Here is a 23,317-nt window from a genome sequence, read left to right on the forward strand (position 1 = left end):
TTAATTAAAATAAATGTGTACTTTCTAGTTGAATGTATAAATTGGAAATAAATTTCTTGAATACCTTGTAAAAATTAGTATTACATAGTATTATAATTCCAACAAATGTATATAATTATGAATAAATGGATTTTTTGATACAGTACCTTGTATAGCGAGGTACTGAAAAGTGGTTTTTTTTTGATCCGGTACCTTATATTGCGAGGTACTGAAAAAAAGAGATGGTGGTATATGTGAATATACAGTTTAAAAAGGGTGTGCTGGAACTATGTGTGCTAGTACTTACTGCCAAGAAGGATCGTTATGGGTATGAATTGGTAGAAATGATATCACGGAAATTCGAGATTGCGGAAGGAACCATCTATCCTCTACTGCGTCGACTAACGATGGAGAATATGTTCTCAACCTACTCAATTCAGTCAAGTGTGGGGCCACCACGGAAATATTATAAGTTGACGGAGCAAGGTAGGAAATCAATGGAAGAGATGTTAGCTCAGTGGAGTCTATTCGCTGATGGTGTGCAAGACATGATTGAGGAGGGTCTTCGCGGTGAATAAACAAGCGTATATGTCAGAGTTGGCACAGCATTTAAAGCCATTAAAACAATCCGAACTTCAAGTCGTTCTTCAAGATTATGAGGAACATTTCGCTAATGCTTTGTATGGGGGACGTGATGAAGGAGAAATAATACGACGATTGGGTAGCCCATTAATGGTATCGAAGGAAATATTCGCACAGACAAAGCTTCGAAATGCGACAGTTTCACCTTCACTTAACAAGGTGATTAAGGCAGTTTTAGCTATAACTGCTTTAACAACCTTCAATATAATTCCTGTGTTATTACCTTTTGTGCTCACATTGTTAGCGTTGGGGATTATGTATATTATTTCTATTATATTCATCGCGTCACCTGTGATTCTATTAATTCAAGACGGTATAAGTCAAACTTTCATGTATGAACTATTCTGGATATTGGGATTGGTTGGCTTTGGAATGATGATGATGTTGGGACTGATCAGATTGACGCAATGGTATTACCGCCAAGTATTACGTTATTTAAAGTTTAGCCTTCATAGATTGGAAAGGGGATGAGTAGATTGAATGGACTTTTATTGAAAATAGCGTTAATTCTAATTATTGTTGCAGTAGCTGGGAACATTATCTTATTCATGATAGGGGTATCGCCGTTCAATATGGTGTCAGTAAATGTTGAAAAAATGGTTAATCCCGCTGGTGTACGGAATATACAAGTGAAGTCAGATACAGAAGATATTGAATTCTTAACTTACTCAGGAACTGAAATTCAAGTGAAGTTACATGGCAAGACAGCAAAGCGATGGGAAAATGATTATGATCTTCAGATTGAAAGAAATAATGGGGAGGTATCTATATCTGTCCAAGAAAAAACGAAGCAGAAGTTTTTCAGTATCTACACCAATATTAAGTTGACCATTCAAGTTCCCGAAAATGTATTTGATCTAATCGACATAGAAACAGATACTGGCGACACAACAATTAATCATGTGGTGTCTAATGAATTTCGTTTAAATAGTGATACGGGGAATCTCAATGTCAATGTTGAAGAAGGAAAGTTTGATATATCTACAGATACAGGTGATGTTGCACTCCAATTGAAACGTATTACATCGGATATTGCGGCAACAACAGATACTGGGAATATAACCGTAACTGTAGCAGAATCGCCCAATAGCTTGCAGTACCAGTTAGTAACAGAAGATGGCAATCAAGAAGCTGATATCCCGCAAAGTTCAAGTGGTGAAGGTGGACCCAATGTAAATTTAACCTCGGATACAGGGGATCTAAAATTGGTTCAACGTTAATAGTATTTGTTCATAAATATGATTGAATATATGAATCTTAAAGAATAAGGAGTTAAACGCCAATGAAGCAGATTTCCTTATTTTGTATCCCTTATGCAGGAGGGTCCTCATCTATATATTATTCATGGAATGAGTATGCCCATCCTAATGTTAAATTGATCCCCATTGAATTGAGGGGTAGGGGTAAGCGATTTACAGAGCCGATGTTAGAAACAATGGCTGAGGCTATTGACGATCTTTATCAGGTTGTGGAATCAAGGCTAGATGATGCACCTTATAGTCTGTTCGGTCATAGCATGGGTGGGTTGTTAGCATACGGCCTAGCACATAAAATCAGGCAAAAAAAAGGATTGGAGCCGATACATCTGTTTATTTCCGCAAGCAGAGCTCCACATCTGCACAATAACACAAAACATCTTCATCAGCTTAAGGATCCGGAATTTCTAGCAAGAATTTCACTACTTGGCGGAATACCTAGTGAAGCATTGGAGAATCAAGAGCTCATGGATTTATTCACACCCATTATTAAATGGGACTACAAGCTTTTTGAGAGCTATAGATACTCGCCTCCCGAGAAAATTCTGAATTGTCCGCTAACCGTGTTTACAGGCTTATATGATAAAACAGTCTCATACTCGGAAGCTTTAGCTTGGAAAGAACACACAGATAACGAATGTAACGTCCTTCAAAAAAATGGTGGTCACTTCTTTATTAATAATCTATCGAGGCAAATGGTAAGTATGGTCAATTCCATATTAACAGATACAAACATGAATCATGAATGGGGATGAGTTAGATGAAAGTTCAATTACAGACCAGTGAAATTAAAAAAGTCATCCTGAGAGCTGAGAACTTGTACAAAACATATACAACTGGAACAGAAAAATTCCATGCAACAGAGAATATTAATCTGGATATTTATGAGCGAGATTTTACAGTTCTGATGGGGAGTTCAGGGTGTGGGAAGTCAACCTTGCTATACATGTTAAGCGGACTAGATGACGTCAGTTCCGGCAGTGTCTATTTCAGAGAAGAGCGTATAGATCAATTCTCAGAAGACAAGATTACCATGCTGAGATCGGAAAAAATCGGTTATGTATATCAATCCATTAATTTGGTACCAGATCTCACGATGTATGAGAATATAGCTCTACCAGGTTTTGTGGCAGGCAGGCCAAAAAAAGAAGTAAAGGAAAAGGCTATGTCACTTATGAAGTTAATGAGCATCGATGGTCAACAAAGTCGGTTACCATCTCAAGTATCTGGAGGTCAGCAGCAAAGGGCAGCGATTGCCAGAGCCTTGATTAATTCTCCAGAAGTTATATTTGCAGATGAACCCACAGGATCACTGAATCAAGAACAGGGAACGGTTATTTTAGATTTATTGACCAAAATTAATAATGAGGGACAATCGATCGTTATGGTGACTCATGATATTAAGGCGGCTTGTCGTGCAGATCGTGTCATTCTTATACGTGATGGAGAGATTGGCGGTTGTTTGGAACTCGATAAATATAAGCCGGAAAACCAAAAAGATAGAGAAAATAAGATATTTCTATTCGTTTCCGGAAAGGAGTAACAACCTATGTACCCAGTATGGTTATTATGCAGTTCCAACCTTAGAAAGAAGAAGGTTCAAAACTTTTTTATCGCTCTGATCATTCTGCTCTCTTCTGTACTGCTGATGACGGCCGTAGCTGTAATAAATAATTCTGATGACGTCTATTTGAAAACACATAGTCAATTGGACGGAGCGCATCAAATCTTGAAAATTGAAAATGGATTGCATGATCCTTACAAGGTTGAGCAGTGGTGGGAGAATCAGCAAGGGGTTACAGTATCTAAGATTATGAAATATCAAAATGTAACTGGAGTTACTCACGAAGGACAGGATTATTCGAACGTCGATGTTATTATGATTGATGGGCCAGATCAGCCATCTGCTGTCGATCGATTGTTATTCGATCAAGGGGAAGAAACGGTTGAACCGCAATCCGGGACGGTATGGATTCCAACCACACTGGCGAGATCAAAGGGGATTCTGCTAGGGGATACGATAGGATTTAAGACGGAACAAGGTTCGCTTGAATTTAAGGTTTCGGCAATTGTTGTAGATATATCTTACAGTGCACCTTTCACATCTACTGCGCGTATATGGATGAATTCGAATAATTACCAGCAGAATCTTTCAGCTATGCATGACTCAGACAAGTTCATGCTTGGATTGAGATACGAGGATTATAACCAAAGTCAGACTTATTGGAGAGCTTTTGAAGAGGGATTGGGATCACCTTATCTAGAATCAAAAGCGGAGTATGAAGGCCTATCATCCTTTTACTTGATTACCAATAAACTTATTGGTTTTGTCATGATATTTCTTGCATTAATCATGACTGCTATCGCATTATACACGATTTACTTTACGATCTCAGATGAAATAATTTCCTACTATAAAACGATTGGGATATTAAAGTCGGTCGGTCTCTCATCAAGGAAAATCATTCGTGTCTTTGTGATACAATATACATTTCTTGCCGTAGTTGCAGTAATTCCGGGAATATTGCTCAGCTATCTTTTCTCGGATTTTATTATTGACAGTTCAGTCTCTTCGCTCAAAACAGGAACATCAGATATTAACGTACTGTCTATTGGTTTCTCATCGTTAATGGGTGCTCTAATTATCTTGATCATTCTTGGAGCAGCATGGTTATTCTCAAATAAAGCGAGAAAAATTGAGCCAGCACAAGCCATTCGTTACGGGATGTCCGAGAAGAAATCTGCACGGAAATCTTCCCTTCTGGGTAGAATGATTCTTAGTTTCGAACGCCTGCCAGTGACACTTGTCATCGGATTAAGAGGAATTCTCAAGAACATTCGCGGTTCGTCTTTGATGATTATCATCTCAGGTATGACTTCTGCAGTGCTGGTATTCGGGTTTATCTTTATTTACAGTATTATTTCAATTGGGCAAACCATACCCAAGTGGGGTTACGATTCTTCTGATATATCCATGCGTATTGATGATCCCTCGAAACTATCATTTGAACAATTACAAACAGAGTTTCAAGCAGATGAACGAGTTGCTAACTTTAGTAGATTTGGAGAATTAAATGGCATTATTCCTATTTCTGCTGATGTGTTAGAACAAGAACAGACTTCAATCGGAATTTATTTAACCGTACTAGATGGGAATTATGATGACACAGGTGTTGTTAATATAAAAGGACGGAATCCTAGCAATGGGGATGAAATCGCCATCGGAGTAAGTGTGGCTAAGAAGTTAAATAAAGAGATTGGTGATTCCCTCGAAATTTATATTCAAGGACAGCCGATTACCTTGAATGTTACTGGGATCTATCAGGCGATTGCGAATGGGTCGAATTCCGCTAGAATCAAGGCGGAAGCCGTTCAGAAGATTCAACCTAACTACAAAGATATGGATTCGTTCCTTATAAATTTGAGAGATGGAGAATCAGCAGACTTCTACGTGAAGGAATTAAATCAAAAATATGGAATCGCATTATGGACTGCGACACAGCAGACTTTGGTAGATGAAGTATTCTCTGAAGCCGTGACTATACTTGTAATTCCATTGGCCATCATGGGAATATTGTTCATTATGGTTACGTTCATTATCATTTACAGTGTAAGTCGCATAAATATTAAAAAGGAAAGTAAAACCTACGGTATTTATAAAACGTTAGGAATGACTTCAAGAAATATCAGAATGTCTATCACTTCAGGCATTTTTGTACTTTCACTAATTGGTGGGTTGGTAGGATCGCTGATTGGAATATTCGCACTTCCACAACTGCTTAATATGGTATTATCGGACTTTGGAATTGTAGATATACCGTTAATAATGAATTGGATAGGAATCATACTGATGGTGCCTATAAGTGCATTAGCAGCTGGACTCGGATCATGGATGGCCTCTAAATTGGTACAGAGAACATCTCCTAAAATCTTGACAATTGAATAAAAGAAGGTTCAAAAAAGCTGAAAATCAATAATTGATTTTCAGCTTTTTTGCGATTCATATTTATGATAGATTAATATAAAAAGAACAATATTTTACACTAATTTACATAAAAGTGCTTGTCTTTATATATTAAATAGATTAAGATAATACCAAATTCTTATATATTTAATAATTTTTAGTGGATACCTGCGATATTCTGTACGTCTTTGGTCGGACTCAAGGAATATCTTGGGAGGGACATAATACCTAATAGAAAGATTGGATAAGTATGTCTATTATTAGTCTACTATGGTGTGAACATTGATATTCATTGTTGTAAATGATAAGAGAAATGGGGTGGCTTGCATATGGATAATGTTGCTTGTTTATTTCCAGGACAAGGCTCTCAGTATGTTGGAATGGGTCAAAAGTTCTGGCAGGAGTATCCTCTTGCAAGAGAGCGGTTTGAAGAGGCTGAAGAAGTATTAGGATGGAATCTCCGTAAATGCTGCTTTGAAGGAGATCTCAGCGAATTAACACAGACCATGAATGCTCAACCCGCAATTCTAACTCTAAGCGTCATCTCGTACGATATTTACATGCAGGAGATTGGTGTTCTTCCTCGATGGCTTGCTGGACATAGTCTGGGGGAATATTCAGCCTTGGTATGTAGTAAGGCGCTTGCATTTTCTGATGCTGTGAAACTTGTTCGTGCACGTGGGAAGTTCATGCAGCAGGCTGCTACATCAGGTATTGGGGCTATGATTGCCGTTTCTGGGATGGATACAACTGATCTAGAAATATTATGTTTTCAGAATTCGACAGAAGCTGAACCAGTTGTTATCGCCTGTCGAAATACTGAGTTCCAGAATGTCGTTTCAGGTTCTAGAATTGCAGTGGATCGCCTAATCGACCAATTGGAAGAACGTAATGTGAAGTATTCATTTTTGCAAGTTAGTGGTGCATTCCATAGTCCTCTGATGGCTACAGCCGCTATAAATTTAGAACAAGAGTTAAAGAAATATACCTTTCAAGACTTCCAAATCCCCGTCATTTCCAATGTTACAGCTGAAGTATACGACAATCCTCTACAAGTTACTGAATTATTGAAGCAACAAATGACAATGCCTGTTCGATGGCATGAATCAATGAAATTACTGAATCGTACTGGAGCGAGTACTACAATCGAACTAGGACCAAAAACAATATTAAGCCAAATGATGAAAAAAGTAGTACCAGCGGTTCAATGTCTTTCATTAGATTCTCCATCTGATTTAAATCGACTTCGTTCTCTAGTAAACAATGCTGACAAGAACTACCTAGAAAGTTTAGAAAGTTACTTTACCGCTGCTACGATAACAAGAAATTACAATGACAATATAGCGGAGTACGAGCAAGAAGCACTTCCACTAATAGCACGTTTGAGAAAGTTGATACTAAATTTCAACGAAAGTTCACATAAGCCGGGACAATTACAAGTGATTGAAGCGAAGGAACTATTGAGATTAGTGCTGTTCATGAAGAAGTTGCCGGAGGATGAACAAAGAATTATTTACAATTCAGTCAAATAATTTTTCAGGGAGAGAACATATATATAACTATTCCGATAGAGGAGGAGAATAATGTTTACACTGAAATTCAAGAGTTTGACAGAAGTTATTGAAAATCGAAGTCTCATTCAAGATAAGGGAATTACTATTATAGGTGGTGAACAAGAAGAGGAGCTTGTTACTTATTATGATCTTTATCAGGAATCACTTGGGTTTCTTAATAAACTTCAGAAGCAAGGATTACAAGCTAAGCAAGAAGTTATATTCCAAATCGAAGATAATCGGAAATTCATTGTAGCTTTCTGGGCTTGTTTATTGGGAGGTATGATTCCAGTACCTATCAGTATCGGAAAGAATGATGAACACAAATGGAAAGTGTTAAGAATCTGGGATATTCTTAATCGTCCTTATATGATTGCTACACCCAAAGCTTTTGAGGAGATACATAAGTTTATAGACAAACAACAAGAGTATAATTCACATCATTCTATGAAGGGAAATATCATGATGATGGATGGTGAGTTAGGCCAACCGAAACAAGCGGAAATCTATATATCCCAACCGGAAGATATTGCATTTATTCAGTTTTCATCCGGATCAACAGGGGATCCTAAAGGGGTAACGCTGACACATCGGAATCTTCTCTATAATGCCTGTGGAATAATTCATAATACGGAAATTAACGAGCAAGATTCATTCTTGTCTTGGATGCCTCTCACTCATGATATGGGTTTAATTGCTTGCCATATTACACCTTTAGTGATGGGAATTTCGCAGTACTTGATGTCTACAGAATTATTCATTCGCAAACCAATCTTATGGTTACAGAAAGCGGATGAACACCGGATTACAATACTATCATCTCCAAATTTTGGATATAAATACTTCTTGACCTTTTTTAAACCGGAGAAGATTGGTCAATGGGATCTATCGTCTGTTCGTGTCATTTACAATGGAGCAGAACCAGTATCTGCACTATTATGTAATGAATTCTTAAGTACTTTAGAACCATATGGTTTAAAAAGAACTTCAATGCTTACGGTATATGGGTTAGCAGAGGCGTCTGTAGGTGCTGCAATTCCTATTCCAGGAAAAGAGTTCGAAACTTTGTTCTTACATCGGAATCATCTTAATCTAAACGAACAGGTTGTGGATGTGCCACAGGATGATCTAACAGCTGTCAGCTTCGTCAAACTAGGCAAAGCTATTAAATATTGTGAGATTAGAGTTTGCAATGAAGAGTATCAACCATTGCCTGAGAATATAATTGGGAACATACATATAAGAGGAGAAAATGTGACAAAGAAATACTATAACAACGAGTTATCAACATTAGCTGTTACGACTCCTGATGGATGGATCATTACAGGAGATCTAGGTTTTTACAGGGATAACGAACTTGTTGTTACTGGAAGAGCGAAAGATATTATTTTTGTGAATGGTCAAAATGTATATCCTCATGACATCGAGAGGGTAGCTGAAGAAATAAATAATGTTGAACTTGGTAGAGTGGCTGCGTGTGGTGTGTGGGACGACGAGCAGGATAAAGAGGATATTGTTTTGTTTGTAGTGACTAAGTGGAAGTTGGAGAAATTTATTCCGTTGGCGCAAGAGTTGAAGAAACATCTTTACAGTGTAGGTGGATGGGATATTAAACAGATTATTCCAATCCGACAAATGCCTAAAACTACTAGTGGCAAAGTACAAAGATACAAGCTGAGTAAACAATATAACGAAGGTGAATATACGGACATTACCCGACAACTAGAGTCTTTGATCACTGCTGAGTCCATTCAACACGAAGTTCAAAATATTCATGATATCGCTATTCATGATATTGAAGAACAACTACAGCAAATTTGCAGAGATATATTGAAGCGGGAACGTATCGGCCTTCACGAAAGTTACTTTGATCTTGGGGCAAATTCTATCCAATTAGTACAAATATCGGAACGAATTGAGAATAAATTTGGAATATCTTTTGCAGTAACAGATTTATTCGCCTACCCGTCCCTTGCTCATCTTGCGAAGCATCTCTTTTCACAGATCGCAGAGAGTAAGGATCTACAGAGTGAACTTTCACATTCAACGAGTGAGGATGATATTGCAATTATTGGAATGGCCTTTCGCTTGCCTGGGGCTTCAACGAAAGAACAACTATGGAATAATCTGTGTGTTGGTGTTGATTCCATTCAACCTCTAAATTTCAAGCGCAAGCAGGACGCCAAACATTATCTATCTGTTCTTCAATGGGATAAGCCGGAAAGTGACTATGTTGAGGGTGGATATCTAGACGAGATTGATACTTTCGATTATTCATTCTTTAGAATGAATCCGAAGGAAGCCGTCATGATGGATCCAAATCAGAGGCTTTTTTTGCAAAATGTATGGCATACCCTTGAAGACGGTGGTTATGCTGGTAAACAATTACAAGGAAGGAAAGTTGGGGTATATGCAGGGTATTCCAAGGTTGGTTATGACTACGAAAGGCTAGTATCCAAATGTAATCCAGATTCATTACAGCAGTATATAGTGGGTAATCTACCTTCAGTTTTAACCAGCCGAATCTCGTATTATCTTGATTTGAAAGGGCCTGCTGTTACGGTTGATACGGCCTGTTCATCATCTCTTGTTGCTGTACATTTGGCGTGTAAAGCCATTCAGCAGGGAGACTGCGAGATGGCCATTGCAGGTGGAGTCAATACTACTCTTCTACCGATCCCATTGGGGTTAGATATGGAATCGTCTGATGCACGTGCCAGAACTTTTGATGCTCAATCTGATGGAACCGGTGTGGGTGAAGGCGTGGCTTCTATACTGCTTAAGCCATTGAACAAAGCCATCGAAGATGGGGATCATGTATATGCAGTAATTAAAGGTAGTGCAATCAATCAAGACGGTACAACGGTAGGAATAACGGCTCCCAATCCTATCGCACAATCAGATGTTGTGGAAGCGGCTTGGAAAGATGCTAGGATACATCCAGATACACTCACTTTTATTGAGGCTCACGGAACAGGTACAAAGCTTGGAGATCCAGTCGAAATTAGTGGTTTAACACGAGCGTTCAACAAATATACGAAGAGGAAACAATTCTGTGCTATTGGGTCAATCAAAACGAACATCGGACATTTATTCGAAGCGGCTGGCATTGCAGGGCTAATCAAGGCTACTCTGATGTTGAAGTACGCCAAGAATCCCCCGTTGCTTCATTTTAATAAGCCGAATCCGAATATACATTTTGAGAACTCTCCTTTCTATATTGATAGAACGGGTGTTCAGTTTACGAAGAGTGATCAACCGCTTCGTGGCGGTGTAAGTGCATTTGGGTTTAGCGGTACGAATGCACATGTTATATTGGAGCAATTTGTTGAACCTGTACAATTGAATCCTAAGGAAAAGGAAGACTGTTACGTCTTTACATTATCGGGCAAGACGGAAGAAGCGCTTCAACAACTGGTATCCATGTATCGATCAGATTTGATTGAACAAAAATCTGAGGATTTGGATGATATTTGTTTCACAGTAAATACAGGTAGAACACATTGGGAAAGAAGGATTGCTATTATATGTCCAAGTCGTGATGTTCTATTGAAGCAGTTGGAGAGTATTTCTGCAGGAGACCTGCAGATCGAAGGAGTATACCGTGGTCACTATTCAATAATTCCTGATTCATATGCACCTTCTTTTCCAGGTGCAATTAGTGAGACTTCTCTTAAGAATATACAGGAACAAGTGGATAAATATCTCCCATCCGTTGGTAATTCAGAGCGCTTGCAACAGGAACAATTACACACTATTTGTGAGCTTTATGTTCAGGGAGCGAGCGTGGACTGGAATACATTGTATGGCTCGAAAGCAATGAAGAAAGTTCCACTTTCTTTATATCCTTTTGCACGGAATCGATACTGGATTGAGGGAGGAATAGAATCCCCTGCGGTGATTTCTACAAATGGCAATGACCTGAATTCTAGGGGGGATGTTGAGGATGGTTCCCCATTTCAAACACAAATATCAGATGCTCTGATGAATATTGTGAGCAGGGCTTCTGGTCTGGAACTGACTGTGGGAGATATCAACACACACTTTCTCGAAATGGGACTGGATTCAATTATGTTGGTGCAAGTTAGAAAGGAAATTTCTGATAAGTTTAATATCCATATCCCTTTGGAGAACTTTTTTGAGACAGTCACTAATTTGTACAATTTAGAACAATATATTTCCAGTGTGGTTACTCCACACCTGCAAGTCGCAGCCACGGTCACAGCCACAGCGAATGTAGTGAAACATAATGACTCTATATTTAGCACTGAAGAGAAGATTGTACTTGGTAATATACCGAAGAAAGACTTGAAGGCTGACCAACAAGATCAGGCTCAAGGGATGAGCGAAAGTTTACCTTCTGCTAGGCAAGGAAGTCTGGACCATGTTATTTCACAACAATTAACGCTAATGAACGAACAGAATCTTCGATTCAGCCAATTAATGTCACAGCAACTAGATGCCTTGAAACAATGCGCCACACAACAATTTCGTGCTGATTCAAATGAAATTTGTTCAGCTCCTGAAATCCAAATTGCTCCTTCTAGGAGTAACATATCGAGTGAATCTGAATTGGTTTCTAAGCCATTTGTTCCGTATCAACCGATCAGCCTTGATATGTTGAGTGGTTTTACTAACAAACAACAAATTTACATGAATCATTTCTTGGCTGATTACCAACACAGAACACTGAAATCCAAACAGCTTACTCAAGCGACTCGATTTGTGCATGCTAATAATCGGAACGCTTCAGGATTTCGTTTATACTGGAAGGAAATGGTGTATCCGATCATTGCTGAGAGCTCGAAAGGATCCAGGATGGTGGATGTCGATGGCAATGAATATATTGATTTAACGATGGGTTTCGGTGTTAATCTATTTGGTCATAATCCCGAATGGATTCAAGAGGAATTGACTTTAAATGCTGGACGGAATCTGCCTCCTCTCGGTCCCATGTCTAATCAAGCAGGGGAAGTTGCCTCATTAATCTCAGAAATGACTGGGGTTGAACGTGTAGCCTTTTACAATTCTGGTACGGAAGCAGTGATGGTGGCTTTACGCTTAGCTAGAGCAGCGACAGGACGTAATAAAGTGGTTATCTTCTCGGGTTCATATCATGGAACCTTTGACGGTGTGCTCGGAGTTGCCAATCCGACACCAAATGAAGCAGGGGCAATACCTATGGCACCTGGCATTGCGTCAAATTACCTACATGATGTGCTGATGCTGAATTATAACCATCCTGAATCTCTGGATTATATTAGTAATCATGCTCATGAACTAGCTGCTGTACTGGTAGAACCAGTGCAGAGTCGTAGACCGGATATTCAACCTACCTCCTTCTTACAGCAACTTCGTGCCGTGACTGCGGAGGCTGGTGTTGCGCTAATCTTTGATGAGGTTATTACAGGATTCCGAATAGCACTTGGTGGAGCACAAGCATGGTTCGGGATTCAAGCTGATCTCGTTGTATACGGAAAAATTGTAGGCGGTGGACTACCAATCGGGATCGTTGCAGGTAAAGCTCGATTTATTGATCCTGTGGATGGGGGAGTGTGGTCATTCGGAGATGATTCTTATCCTGTAAATGCCGAACAGAAGACCTTTGTAGGAGGTACATTCTGTACACACCCACTAACGATGAATGTTTCACTTAAGGTCCTTCAATATTTGAAATCGCAGGGATCACAAATGTACGAGGGTCTGGATCAGAAAGCGGCCTATTTAATAGACGAATTGAACCTTTATTTCAAGAATGAGCATGTACCGATTCATATGATAAGATATGGAACGTTATTCCGCTTTGTGTCATATGGAGATATTGAAATATTCTATTATCATCTTATTCATAAAGGAATCTACATTTGGGAAGGACGCAATTGTTTCCTATCAACTGCGCATACCATGGATGATATCCAGAATATTATTCAGGCGGTTAAGGAAACAGTAGTGAATTTGCGAGGTGGAGGATTTTTGCCACCATCTCCTGATACCCCAGATGGTGGTGGATCGGGAATCCGCTCGGGCAGTGGAGCGAACCGTGAAATAGATGTAGTACCTTCAATATTCGGAGAAAGCTCTGGTGAAAAGCAATTCCCATTATCTAAGGAACAGAAACAAATGTGGATCGCTTCAGAATCCAATGAATTAGCATCAACAGCACTTCATCAGTCTGTTGTATTAAACATGCAAGGGAAACTAGATTTGGAGAAGCTTCATCAAGCGATTCAGATCATCATGGATAGACACGAAGCATTAAGAACCATTGTCAATCTGGATGGGGAGACTCAACATGTATTGAGCACTCCTGTGATTGATATCGAAGTGCACCATACAATGATGTCTGACGGTGATAAGCAAGATAAGGAATATGCAGTATGGCTGGAATCAGAAGCTGCGAAGCCTTTTGATCTGAAGTCGAAGAGTCCATTGTTTCGGATTTCATTGTTCAAAGTATCAGATATGGAGCATAACGTATTGCTCACCTTCCACCATCTGCTTTTGGATGGTTGGTCTATTGCTTTATTTATTGGTGAGTTGGAGAAATCATACACCGCACTGGTAACTGGTAAATCTCTGAAGCTTCCGAGTGCTGAACAGTTTAGCTCTTTCACTGTCTGGCAAGAAACTTTGATGGAAGGGGATCATGCAGAAGTAGCAATAGATTTCTGGCAAAAGCAGTTCAATCAAAAGTCTTCCCAAATATGTATCCCTTCGAAAAGCGCGGGAATTGTACAAGGATCATTTAATAGTCAAAGATATTCTATTGCACTTAACAAGGGTTTAACTACTGCATTGAAACAATTCAGTATCCATACAAAAAATAGTTTGTTTGTAACGATGTTAGCGGCCTATAAAGTGTTTCTGCATCGGATCACAGGTCAGGAAGATCTAGTCTTGGGTATACCGACTGCTGGGCAGTCTCATATGGGTCAATATTGCCTAATGGGGAACTGCGTGAATCTATTACCTCTTCGTAGTGAAATCAAAGGTCGATATTCATTTGTTGATTATCTAACTACGCTGAAGCACCAGATGCAAACATGGGAAGAACACCAACAAGTATCTTTTGCACATATATCTGAAACCCTGTTGGGGCTGAAAATACCTGCAATCAATGTACTATTTAATATGGATAGACCCGTTCGTCGTTTGCAATTTGCCAATCTGGAGACAAGGATATTACCGATTGCGGCGCAGCATTCACACTATGATCTATTCTTAAATGTAACGGAAATAGACAATGAATTGTGGTTAGATTTCGATTATAGTCTGGATTTAGTCGATAGGGATACTGTTTGTGAATGGGCGCAATGCTTTGTTCAGCTCCTTCAAGTTGTATCGTCTGATGGAGAGCAACTTATTAATCAGATACCAGTCATTACAGAACAACAGCACCATGATTTAGAGAGATTGTGGAAACTTCGCATGAATGACGTTATTAACATGCTAGAAAGTAAACCAATGATAGTTGACATAGATAGCATCCAGAAGATCAGGGTGAATGATCAATATGCACAACCTGCTATTTACGGAATTGTCGGTGAAATTCAGGTTTACACTGACAGATGGATACAAACGGGGTACCTAGCCAGTAATAAGAAAGACGGGACAATTGAGTGGAGGGGACAGGCTGATCGAATTGTAAATATACGGGGACGTCAAGTGAACTTATATGCACTAGAGATGTTCATTTCTTCGCTATTTTATGATAAGGATTGTTTCGTTTCAGAAAGGGAAACTGTGCTAGAAACGTATAATCCCTCTCAAACACAATCAGGTGAATTAAGTGTGTATCTTGTTTCCTCCGAGTCTGCAGGAGACATTAGAAACAAGCTAAGGGATAAGCTTCAAGATTACTTAATGCCAAGGTATATCCTTCCAGTGGAACAGATCCCTAAACATCCGAATGGGGAAGTTAATGTAGAATGTTTGCCTCGATCGATTACTCAGGATGAAGGAATAGAGTCACTGACAGCTACGGAAGAGCAACTATTACAAATATGGAGAGATATTCTAGGTTTATCTACCATATCGCAGTATGAGGATTTCTTCTTCCTAGGTGGAAATTCCTTGAAGGCTACTATTCTTTTATCACGAATATACGAAGAATTTAACATACAGATCCCATTAAGCCAATTTCTTATCCATAGGACGGTTGAAGAACTAGGGAATTATATCGATGGAGCGGATGCAGATGGATTTGTAAGAATACCATTTGCACCCATTCAACAGTCATACTCATTGACTCCAGCGCAACAAAGGGTGTTTATAGTTGAACAACTAGAAGCTGGAAGCATGGTTCATCACATTCCTGGTTACATCAAGATCAATGGTCTATTAAATCATGAACGTTTGTTCGAAGCGATACAACACATGGTGGATCGACATGCCATGCTACGTACATACTTCAAGATTCATGAAGATCAGCTTGTACAGGTAATTACAGACACAATAGATGTATCGATACCTGTGGTTTCTTTAGATCATTCTCAATGGAATGAGGATGAAGTGATGAGTAAGTTCGTCCGCACTTTCGACTTAGGTCAAGCACCTTTATTCCGGGCAGAGTTGCTGATGCTGGGAGACGAAGAAAGTGTTTTACTATTGGATATGCATCATATCATTTCGGATGGATTTTCTATGGCGGTATTTATGAAAGAACTAATGGCGGCTTATCAACAGGATCCTCTACCAGAAATGAAGATCCAATATCAGGATTTCGCACATTGGCAGCAACACTTCTTGGACAGTGAGCAAATGAATCAACAGAAATACTATTGGCTGGAGCAGTTTAGCGGGGATATTCCCGTTTTAAATATGCCGACCGATTATCATCGTCCGCAACAACTTAGCTACAAAGGTGCCCGAATTACTCACATGCTAGATGTAGCATTAAGTAACCGGTTGAATGAATTGGCACAAGAAACGGAAACAACGCTATTTATCATCATGTTCTCCGCATACAAACTGTTGCTACATAAGTATACTGGCCAGGAAGATATTGTTGTAGGGACTCCAATGTCGGGTAGAAATCATCCGGATTTGGAACGGTTAATTGGCATCTTTATTAATACAGTTTCCATTCGTAGCTATCCTCAAGCTAATCTGTCATTCACACAATTTGTAACACAGATTAAGGATCAGGTGCTTCAGGCTTACGACAATCAAGAATATCCGTTCGAACAACTGGTTGAACAATTGAACGTGAACAGAGATATAAGTAGAAATCCGTTGTTTGACACGATGTTCATTATGCAGAATATGGAGTTACATGAAACGAATAGCAAAGGATTGACTTGGATTCCTTCAGAATTTAATCCAGGCGTGTCGCAGTACGATATCACATTCAGTGCTGAAGATCGCGATCAGAGGATTACACTTCATGTCGATTACAGCACTTCGCTTTTTGCAGAGGAAACCATGCGGAGAATGGCTGAACATTATATTCAAATTCTGGAATCGGTATGTAAGTATCGTGATACCACATTATCGCAGATTAAGATGATTTCTCCTGTGGAAGAAGAGAAATTAATTCATGAATTTAATGATACTTTCCTGGAATATAACAAGCATATGATGATTCACGAGACTTTTGAAAGACAAGTAGCGAATACACCTGATGCAATATCCCTAATCTGTGGACAACGGCTAATGACATATCGTGAACTACATGAAAGGTCAAACCAATTAGCCCACTTTTTGCAGAAAAAAGGAGCGAAACGGGGGAGTATAGTCGGAGTTATGGTCGACCGTTCTGAAGAAATGATCATAGCGATCCTAGGAGTTCTCAAAACGGGAGGAGCCTATCTTCCGATTGACCCTGAATATCCTGACCAACGGATTAAATACATGCTATCCGATAGCGGAGCCACCTTACTATTGTCACAATCACATAGCCATGTTCCTGTTCAAGGTCAAGCGCTTAGGATATGTATAACTGATGAAGCGATTGCGCTAGAAAGCATAGATCAATTGCAGAATGTGAACTCATCCGAGGATCTGGCTTATCTTATCTACACTTCCGGTTCAACTGGAAACCCAAAGGGAGTTATGATTTCGCATAGCGCCGTACAGAACTTCATGGCAGCTATGTGTGCTGAAATCCCCTTTGAGGCGAACAAAACTATTCTGGCTTTGACGACGATTTCCTTTGATATCTTTGTCCTGGAAACACTGCTACCGCTTTGTCAGGGTATGAGGATTGTTATTGCGGATGAAACACAGCAAACGGATGTGAACGCTCTATATAAGATGATTACCGAACATCGTATAGATATGTTGCAGACGACACCATCTCGATTAAAAATGCTGTTAACCGGGGATAAGGAAGGTTCCTTTTTGTACCAGGTCAAGGAAATCATGATAGGTGGCGAAGCATTGCCAGCTTCCTTGCTAGAAGGAATTCGTAATGTTGAGAATTTGAAAATATACAATATGTATGGACCAACAGAAACGACGGTGTGGTCATGTGTAAGTGATGTGACGAATAAAGCGGTGGTTGATATAGGTAAGCCCATAGCGAACACCAGAGTGTATATCGTAGATCAACATAATCAACTTCAACCTATAGGAGTGCCTGGAGAACTGTGCATTGCAGGTGATGGTTTGGCTAAAGGTTATCATCTGAGGAATGACTTGACGGAGGAGAAATTCATTCCATGTCCTTTTGTAGAGAATGAAGTTATGTATCGCACTGGTGATCTGGCCAAATGGACACCTCAAGGAACTCTTGAATACTTGGGAAGAATGGATTTTCAAGTAAAAATCCGAGGATATCGTATTGAGCTTGAAGAAGTGGAGAAAGCGTTGCTAAGTCTAGATGGTGTTCAGGGGGCTGTAGTTGTCCCTCGTGAAGATGAATCTGGAACACCATTTCTATGTGCGTACGTACAGGTAGTAGAAGAGATAAGTATTGGCAAGTTACGGGTTGGACTTTCCCAACTGTTGCCGGAATATATGGTTCCGACATCTTATATGATCATGGAACAATTGCCTTTGACACCGAACGGGAAAATTGACAAAAAGTCACTACCTGAACCTGAAATTGTGCATAACAAGCAAGAATATATGCCACCAGAGAATAAATTACAGGAGCAATTGGTAGCCATGTGGCAAGAAGCACTATCTATTCCGTGTATTGGGATAAGTGATCATTTCTTTGAGATAGGCGGACATTCCTTGAGAGCAACGATGCTGGTTGCCCGCATCAATCAAGAACTTCATGTAGATATGCCTCTCCGTGAAATATTCAAACATCCGACTGTTAAACAAATGGCCAAATGGATAGAGAGTGCAAAGATCGAAAAGATTACGGTGATTCCACAGGCTTCAGAAAAGCCATATTATAAGGTCTCTCCCGCGCAGAAAAGATTGTTTGTCGTACAACAGTTAGATCCAGATAGTACGGCTTATCATATGACTGCAGCGATGAAACTAGAGGGTGATTTAGATCGGACTAGGTTGCAGCACACGCTACAGCAGCTCGTTGCACGGCATGATGCTTTTCGAACATCTTTTCAATTAATAGAAGATATCCCTGTGCAATGTATTGAACCTACCCTTAAGTTTGAAATTGAAGATTTAGGTCAGGTACGGACTGAAGATATGGATGAACTTGTGGAAAGGTTTGTACGTCCATTTGATCTAAGTAAAGCGCCTCTGTTTAGAGTAGGATTAGCGAGTATAGGATTAGAGTCATCTGTATTGCTAATGGATATGCATCACATTATTTCAGATGGAACATCCATTCGCATCATAATAGAAGAATTTAATCAGATCTATCAAGGTAAAGTATGTGGTCATCAGGAAATTCAATATAAGGATTACTCCGAATGGTTGAACAATGGTCTGGATAATGATCAAGGGCAGCAGCAGTATTGGTTGGATCAATTTCAAGGTGAAATACCCGTATTGGAAATGCCAACAAACTTCCCACGCCCATCCTTGCAGACATTTGACGGGGCACAGGTTGAATTCACGCTTAATCTCGAGGAAACCAGGCAGTTAAAGACTATCGCGAATGATACGGAAACGACACCATATATGATTCTGATGGCAGCATTTCATGTTCTTCTTGCTCGTTATAGTGGCCAGGAAGATATCATAGTGGGATCGCCAGTGGCGGGAAGACAACGTTCCGAGCTTCAGAATATGGTTGGTATGTTGGCCAATACGATAGCTTTACGTAGCCAACCTAAGGGAAGTGAAACTTTCCAAAATTACCTTATGGAAATGAAGGAACGGGTATTAGATTCCCTTGATCATCAGGACTATCCTTTAGAGCAACTGATAGAACATTTGCAACTCAAACGAGATATTAGCCGTAATCCATTGTTTGATGTCATGTTTACTTTTCAGAATATTGAAGTGGATGAATTCAGCTTAGAAGGAATAAACATCCAGTCATATGATTTACAGGTGCGCAAGACCAAATTCGATATCTCATTGACAGCACAAGCGAATGGAGAATGTATCTCGTTTGATTTTGTCTATGCACAGCAGCTTTATGAGCGGGATTTCATTATGATGCTTGCTGAGCATTTCTTGACCATTGTGCGTGTTGTGATCTCACAAATCGACATCACTCTTGCCGAAATCGATATTCTTTCTCCACAGGAAAAGCAGGAAATTATTAATGATTTTAATGATACGGATCTACCATTTTCTTCACAACGTACATTTATTCAGATGTTTGAACAACAAGTTGACCAGACATCTAACCATTCTATAATCTGCGGTGAGGATCGTCTCACTTATGTGGAATTAAATCGTATAGCGAATCAATTGGCAGGTGAGCTTCAAACTATACTGAACTCTTCAAGTGATTCAACTAGCACACAGCCTGTCATCGCTCTAAAGGCCGATTATCGACTCGAAACGATTGTAGGGATACTGGCTATTCAAAAAGTTGGTGCGGCATTCATGCCGATTGATCCCCAATTTCCAGTAGAACGAATGGACTTTATGATCCAAGACAGTGAATCTATGGTTCTCCTAACTTATGCTGAAGAGACAGAAAGTACTCTAGCTAGCATTAACACACTCTACCTTGACGATGTGCTAAGTTACACCGGAGAAGATAATAATGTCATTGTGGATTCAAATCCAGAGGATCTTATGTATGTGATCTACACATCTGGGACGACAGGGCAACCCAAGGGCGTTATGGTCGCGCAACAGAATGTAGTCAACTATATTCAGTGGTTCGTCAGAAATTTCGATATACATGATCAAGATAGGACCGTACTTCTCTCTTCACTAAGTTTCGATCTGGGGTATACAGCTTTATTATCCGCACTTACTCAAGGATGCGAACTTCATATTATGAAGAGGCATGATTATGTGGATCCAGTATTTATGCAGAAATATATATATGAACACAGAATTACGTACTTGAAAGCAACACCTTCCATGTTTCATTTGTTGATCCACAAGGAAGCGGGAATAAGCGACGATAGTTCGTTTAGGTCATTGAGACTAATTGTACTAGGAGGAGAGAAGATCAATGACTCCGATATAGGAACGTACCATGAACAGTATCCAGAAACAGTTATCATTAATCACTATGGCCCAACCGAAGCAACGATAGGATGCATTGCGTCACCTATTGACTATAAACATATCCGGGAATATAAGCATCAACCCGTACTAGGCAGACCGATTTCCAATGCCAAAGTATACATTATGAATCGGTATGGTAAGCTCCAACCCATTGGAATACCTGGAGAATTAGTAGTTGCTGGTGCTGGAATAACACGAGGATATTTGAATAATCCGAATCTGACAGACGAGAAATTTATACCTAATCCTTTCGGGTCACCAGGGAAAATGTATAGAACGGGAGATATCGCTAAGTGGACGACCGATGGAAGAATTCAATTTATAGGCAGATCTGATCATCAAGTTAAGATTAGAGGCTACCGGGTTGAGTGCTCTGAAATTGAGCAACGACTGTTGGAACATCACGATATTCAAGAAAATGTGGTGATCGCGAAGGAAGAAGGATCTATGTTATACCTCGTTGCCTATATCGTTAGTGATCCTCCGTTGGATACAGTTGAAGTTAAGCAATGGATAGCCGCAGCTCTTCCAGAATATATGGTTCCTGCAAATATAGTCTTCATGGATCACATACCGTTAAATCCGAATGGAAAGGTAGATGTGCGGGCACTACCGGAACCTCATCAAGAAGGAAATGATGAACTTCCATATGTTCTACCTTCAAATGAGGTGGAGTCAGCCTTGATCCAAGTATGGGGCGAGATATTAGGTCTACAACAGATCGGAACAGATCAGAATTTCTTCGAGTTAGGCGGAGATTCAATCAAGGCGCTACAGATATCCTCCAGATTGTTACGCTATGGCTTGAAGATGGAGGTGCGCCACTTGTTCCAGCATCCGAGAATACAACAATTAAGTAAATATGTCCAATCGGTTAAGGTGAAAAGTGATCAAGGGATTGTGACTGGCCCAGTCGAATTAACCCCAATTCAAATGCGTCTATTCGAGCAAAAGTGGGAGAATATACAGCATTACAATCACGCAGTCATGTTGTTAAACCGTAATCGCTTTGATGAAGAGGGGATAAGAGCCACCCTAACTACATTAATTGAACATCATGATGCTTTAAGAATGAAATTTACGTTTGACGGAAATACCGTTCTGCAATTTAACCGAGGAATAGAAGAACCCGGTTACGAACTTATCGTTATAGATTATAAGGATGAACAACTAGATGAGGAAGTAAGGATTGATATGGAGAGACAGGCAGAACAGATTCAAGCTTCTATGCGTATTGGGGAAGGGGCTCTGTTGAAGGCAGCATTGTTTAAGACGGCAATTGGAGATTACTTACTGCTCGTTATTCATCATCTTGTTGTAGATGGGGTGTCTTGGAGATTTATCCTGGAAGACCTTGAAACAGGTTATTCCCAGTTTATCCAGAAGCAGTCGATAAGACTTCCAGACAAAACAGACTCGTATCAGAGATGGGCGGAACAGTTAGTTGAATATGCGAGCAGTAAGAAAATGATGGAGGAAATACATTATTGGCACCAATGCGAGCAAACAGAGGTTAGAACTTTACCTAAAGATAAATTAGTGAACATTCGAACATCGAGGGAAAATGTCACAGCAACCATTAAGCTTGACTTGGGTACCACTCATAAGCTTCTCAATGAAGTGAATCAAACCTATAACACCGAAGTCAATGATATTCTACTCTCCGCATTACTCCTAACAATGTATGAATGGATTGGAGGAGATCAGAATGTTGCGGTTCATCTGGAAGGGCATGGACGAGAAGAGATGATAGAACAGATAGACCTGTCAAGAACAGTGGGCTGGTTCACGTCAATCTATCCTATACTACTCAATCTCTCCTATGCTTCGGATATAAGTCATTGCATTAAATCGATCAAAGACGATCTACGTCGTGTACCTAACAAAGGAGCGGGATACGGAATCCTGAAATCACTTACTTTGAGGGGCTTCCAATCAGAGATACCGTTACAGTTCAATGTACAGCCAGAGATTATTTTCAATTATTTGGGACAGTTCGACCAGTTGCTTCAATCAGATCATCTTGAGATTTCAGATCTCGGCACCGGAACGGAGATCGGTCCAGATATGGAGAAACGATATGCCCTTGAATTTAACGGAATGATTATTCAAGGAGAACTGGTCATGGATATTCATTACAACAAGGATGAGTACCGCCAAGAAACGGTCGAACGATTGGCGAAGTCTTACAGTACTCACTTGCAAGACATCATCAATCATTGTTCAGAGAAGGAAACATCGGAGAATACTCCAACTGATTTCCACTACAATAAGTTGTCTCAACAGCAGCTCGATAGAATATCGAAGTCAATCCAATTGAAGTTGTAATAGATAATATATGGCATGAAAAATAATTCCAA

General features: G+C 39.8%; 8 protein-coding genes. All 8 read left to right on the forward strand.

The window, feature by feature from the left end; all coding sequences use genetic code 11:
- Positions 1-233 precede the first annotated feature (233 nt).
- Complete coding sequence (locus AC1D7X_RS05035) at positions 234-557, forward strand: PadR family transcriptional regulator (RefSeq protein WP_495457845.1); 324 nt, start codon at positions 234-236, stop codon at positions 555-557.
- Positions 550-1,092, forward strand: coding sequence for a DUF1700 domain-containing protein (locus AC1D7X_RS05040; protein WP_495457846.1), 543 nt, complete (start codon positions 550-552; stop codon positions 1,090-1,092). The genes AC1D7X_RS05035 and AC1D7X_RS05040 overlap by 8 nt, the downstream gene beginning before the upstream one ends.
- Positions 1,093-1,097: 5 nt before the next feature.
- Positions 1,098-1,841, forward strand: coding sequence for a DUF4097 family beta strand repeat-containing protein (locus tag AC1D7X_RS05045; RefSeq protein WP_495457847.1), 744 nt, complete (start codon positions 1,098-1,100; stop codon positions 1,839-1,841).
- Positions 1,842-1,903: 62 nt separating this feature from the next.
- Positions 1,904-2,632: a thioesterase II family protein gene (locus tag AC1D7X_RS05050; RefSeq protein ID WP_495457848.1), complete on the forward strand. Its 729-nt coding sequence runs from the start codon at positions 1,904-1,906 to the stop codon at positions 2,630-2,632.
- A 5-nt stretch (positions 2,633-2,637) separates the two neighbouring features.
- Positions 2,638-3,420, forward strand: a complete 783-nt coding sequence (locus AC1D7X_RS05055; RefSeq protein WP_495457849.1) for an ABC transporter ATP-binding protein — start codon at positions 2,638-2,640, stop codon at positions 3,418-3,420.
- Between the two features lie 6 nt (positions 3,421-3,426).
- A complete protein-coding gene (locus tag AC1D7X_RS05060) occupies positions 3,427-5,823 on the forward strand; it encodes an ABC transporter permease (RefSeq protein WP_495457850.1) in 2,397 nt (798 codons plus the stop codon).
- A 347-nt stretch (positions 5,824-6,170) separates the two neighbouring features.
- A complete protein-coding gene (gene fabD, locus AC1D7X_RS05065; protein ID WP_495457851.1) occupies positions 6,171-7,373 on the forward strand; it encodes an ACP S-malonyltransferase in 1,203 nt (400 codons plus the stop codon).
- Positions 7,374-7,424: 51 nt separating this feature from the next.
- Positions 7,425-23,285 (forward strand): amino acid adenylation domain-containing protein, encoded by a 15,861-nt coding sequence (locus tag AC1D7X_RS05070; RefSeq protein ID WP_495474762.1) that lies wholly within the window; start codon positions 7,425-7,427, stop codon positions 23,283-23,285.
- The last annotated feature ends 32 nt before the right edge of the window (positions 23,286-23,317 follow it).

The organism is Paenibacillus sp. Y568 (genome assembly GCF_059445545.1).

Bases quoted from the DNA above. Each gene is read 5' to 3' on its own strand.
- fabD (WP_495457851.1), top strand. From the start codon at position 6,171: ATGGATAATGTTGCTTGTTTATTTCCAGGACAAGGCTCTCAGTATGTT.
- AC1D7X_RS05070 (WP_495474762.1), top strand. From the start codon at position 7,425: ATGTTTACACTGAAATTCAAGAGTTTGACAGAAGTTATTGAAAATCGA.
- AC1D7X_RS05055 (WP_495457849.1), top strand. From the start codon at position 2,638: ATGAAAGTTCAATTACAGACCAGTGAAATTAAAAAAGTCATCCTGAGA.
- AC1D7X_RS05050 (WP_495457848.1), top strand. From the start codon at position 1,904: ATGAAGCAGATTTCCTTATTTTGTATCCCTTATGCAGGAGGGTCCTCA.
- AC1D7X_RS05060 (WP_495457850.1), top strand. From the start codon at position 3,427: ATGTACCCAGTATGGTTATTATGCAGTTCCAACCTTAGAAAGAAGAAG.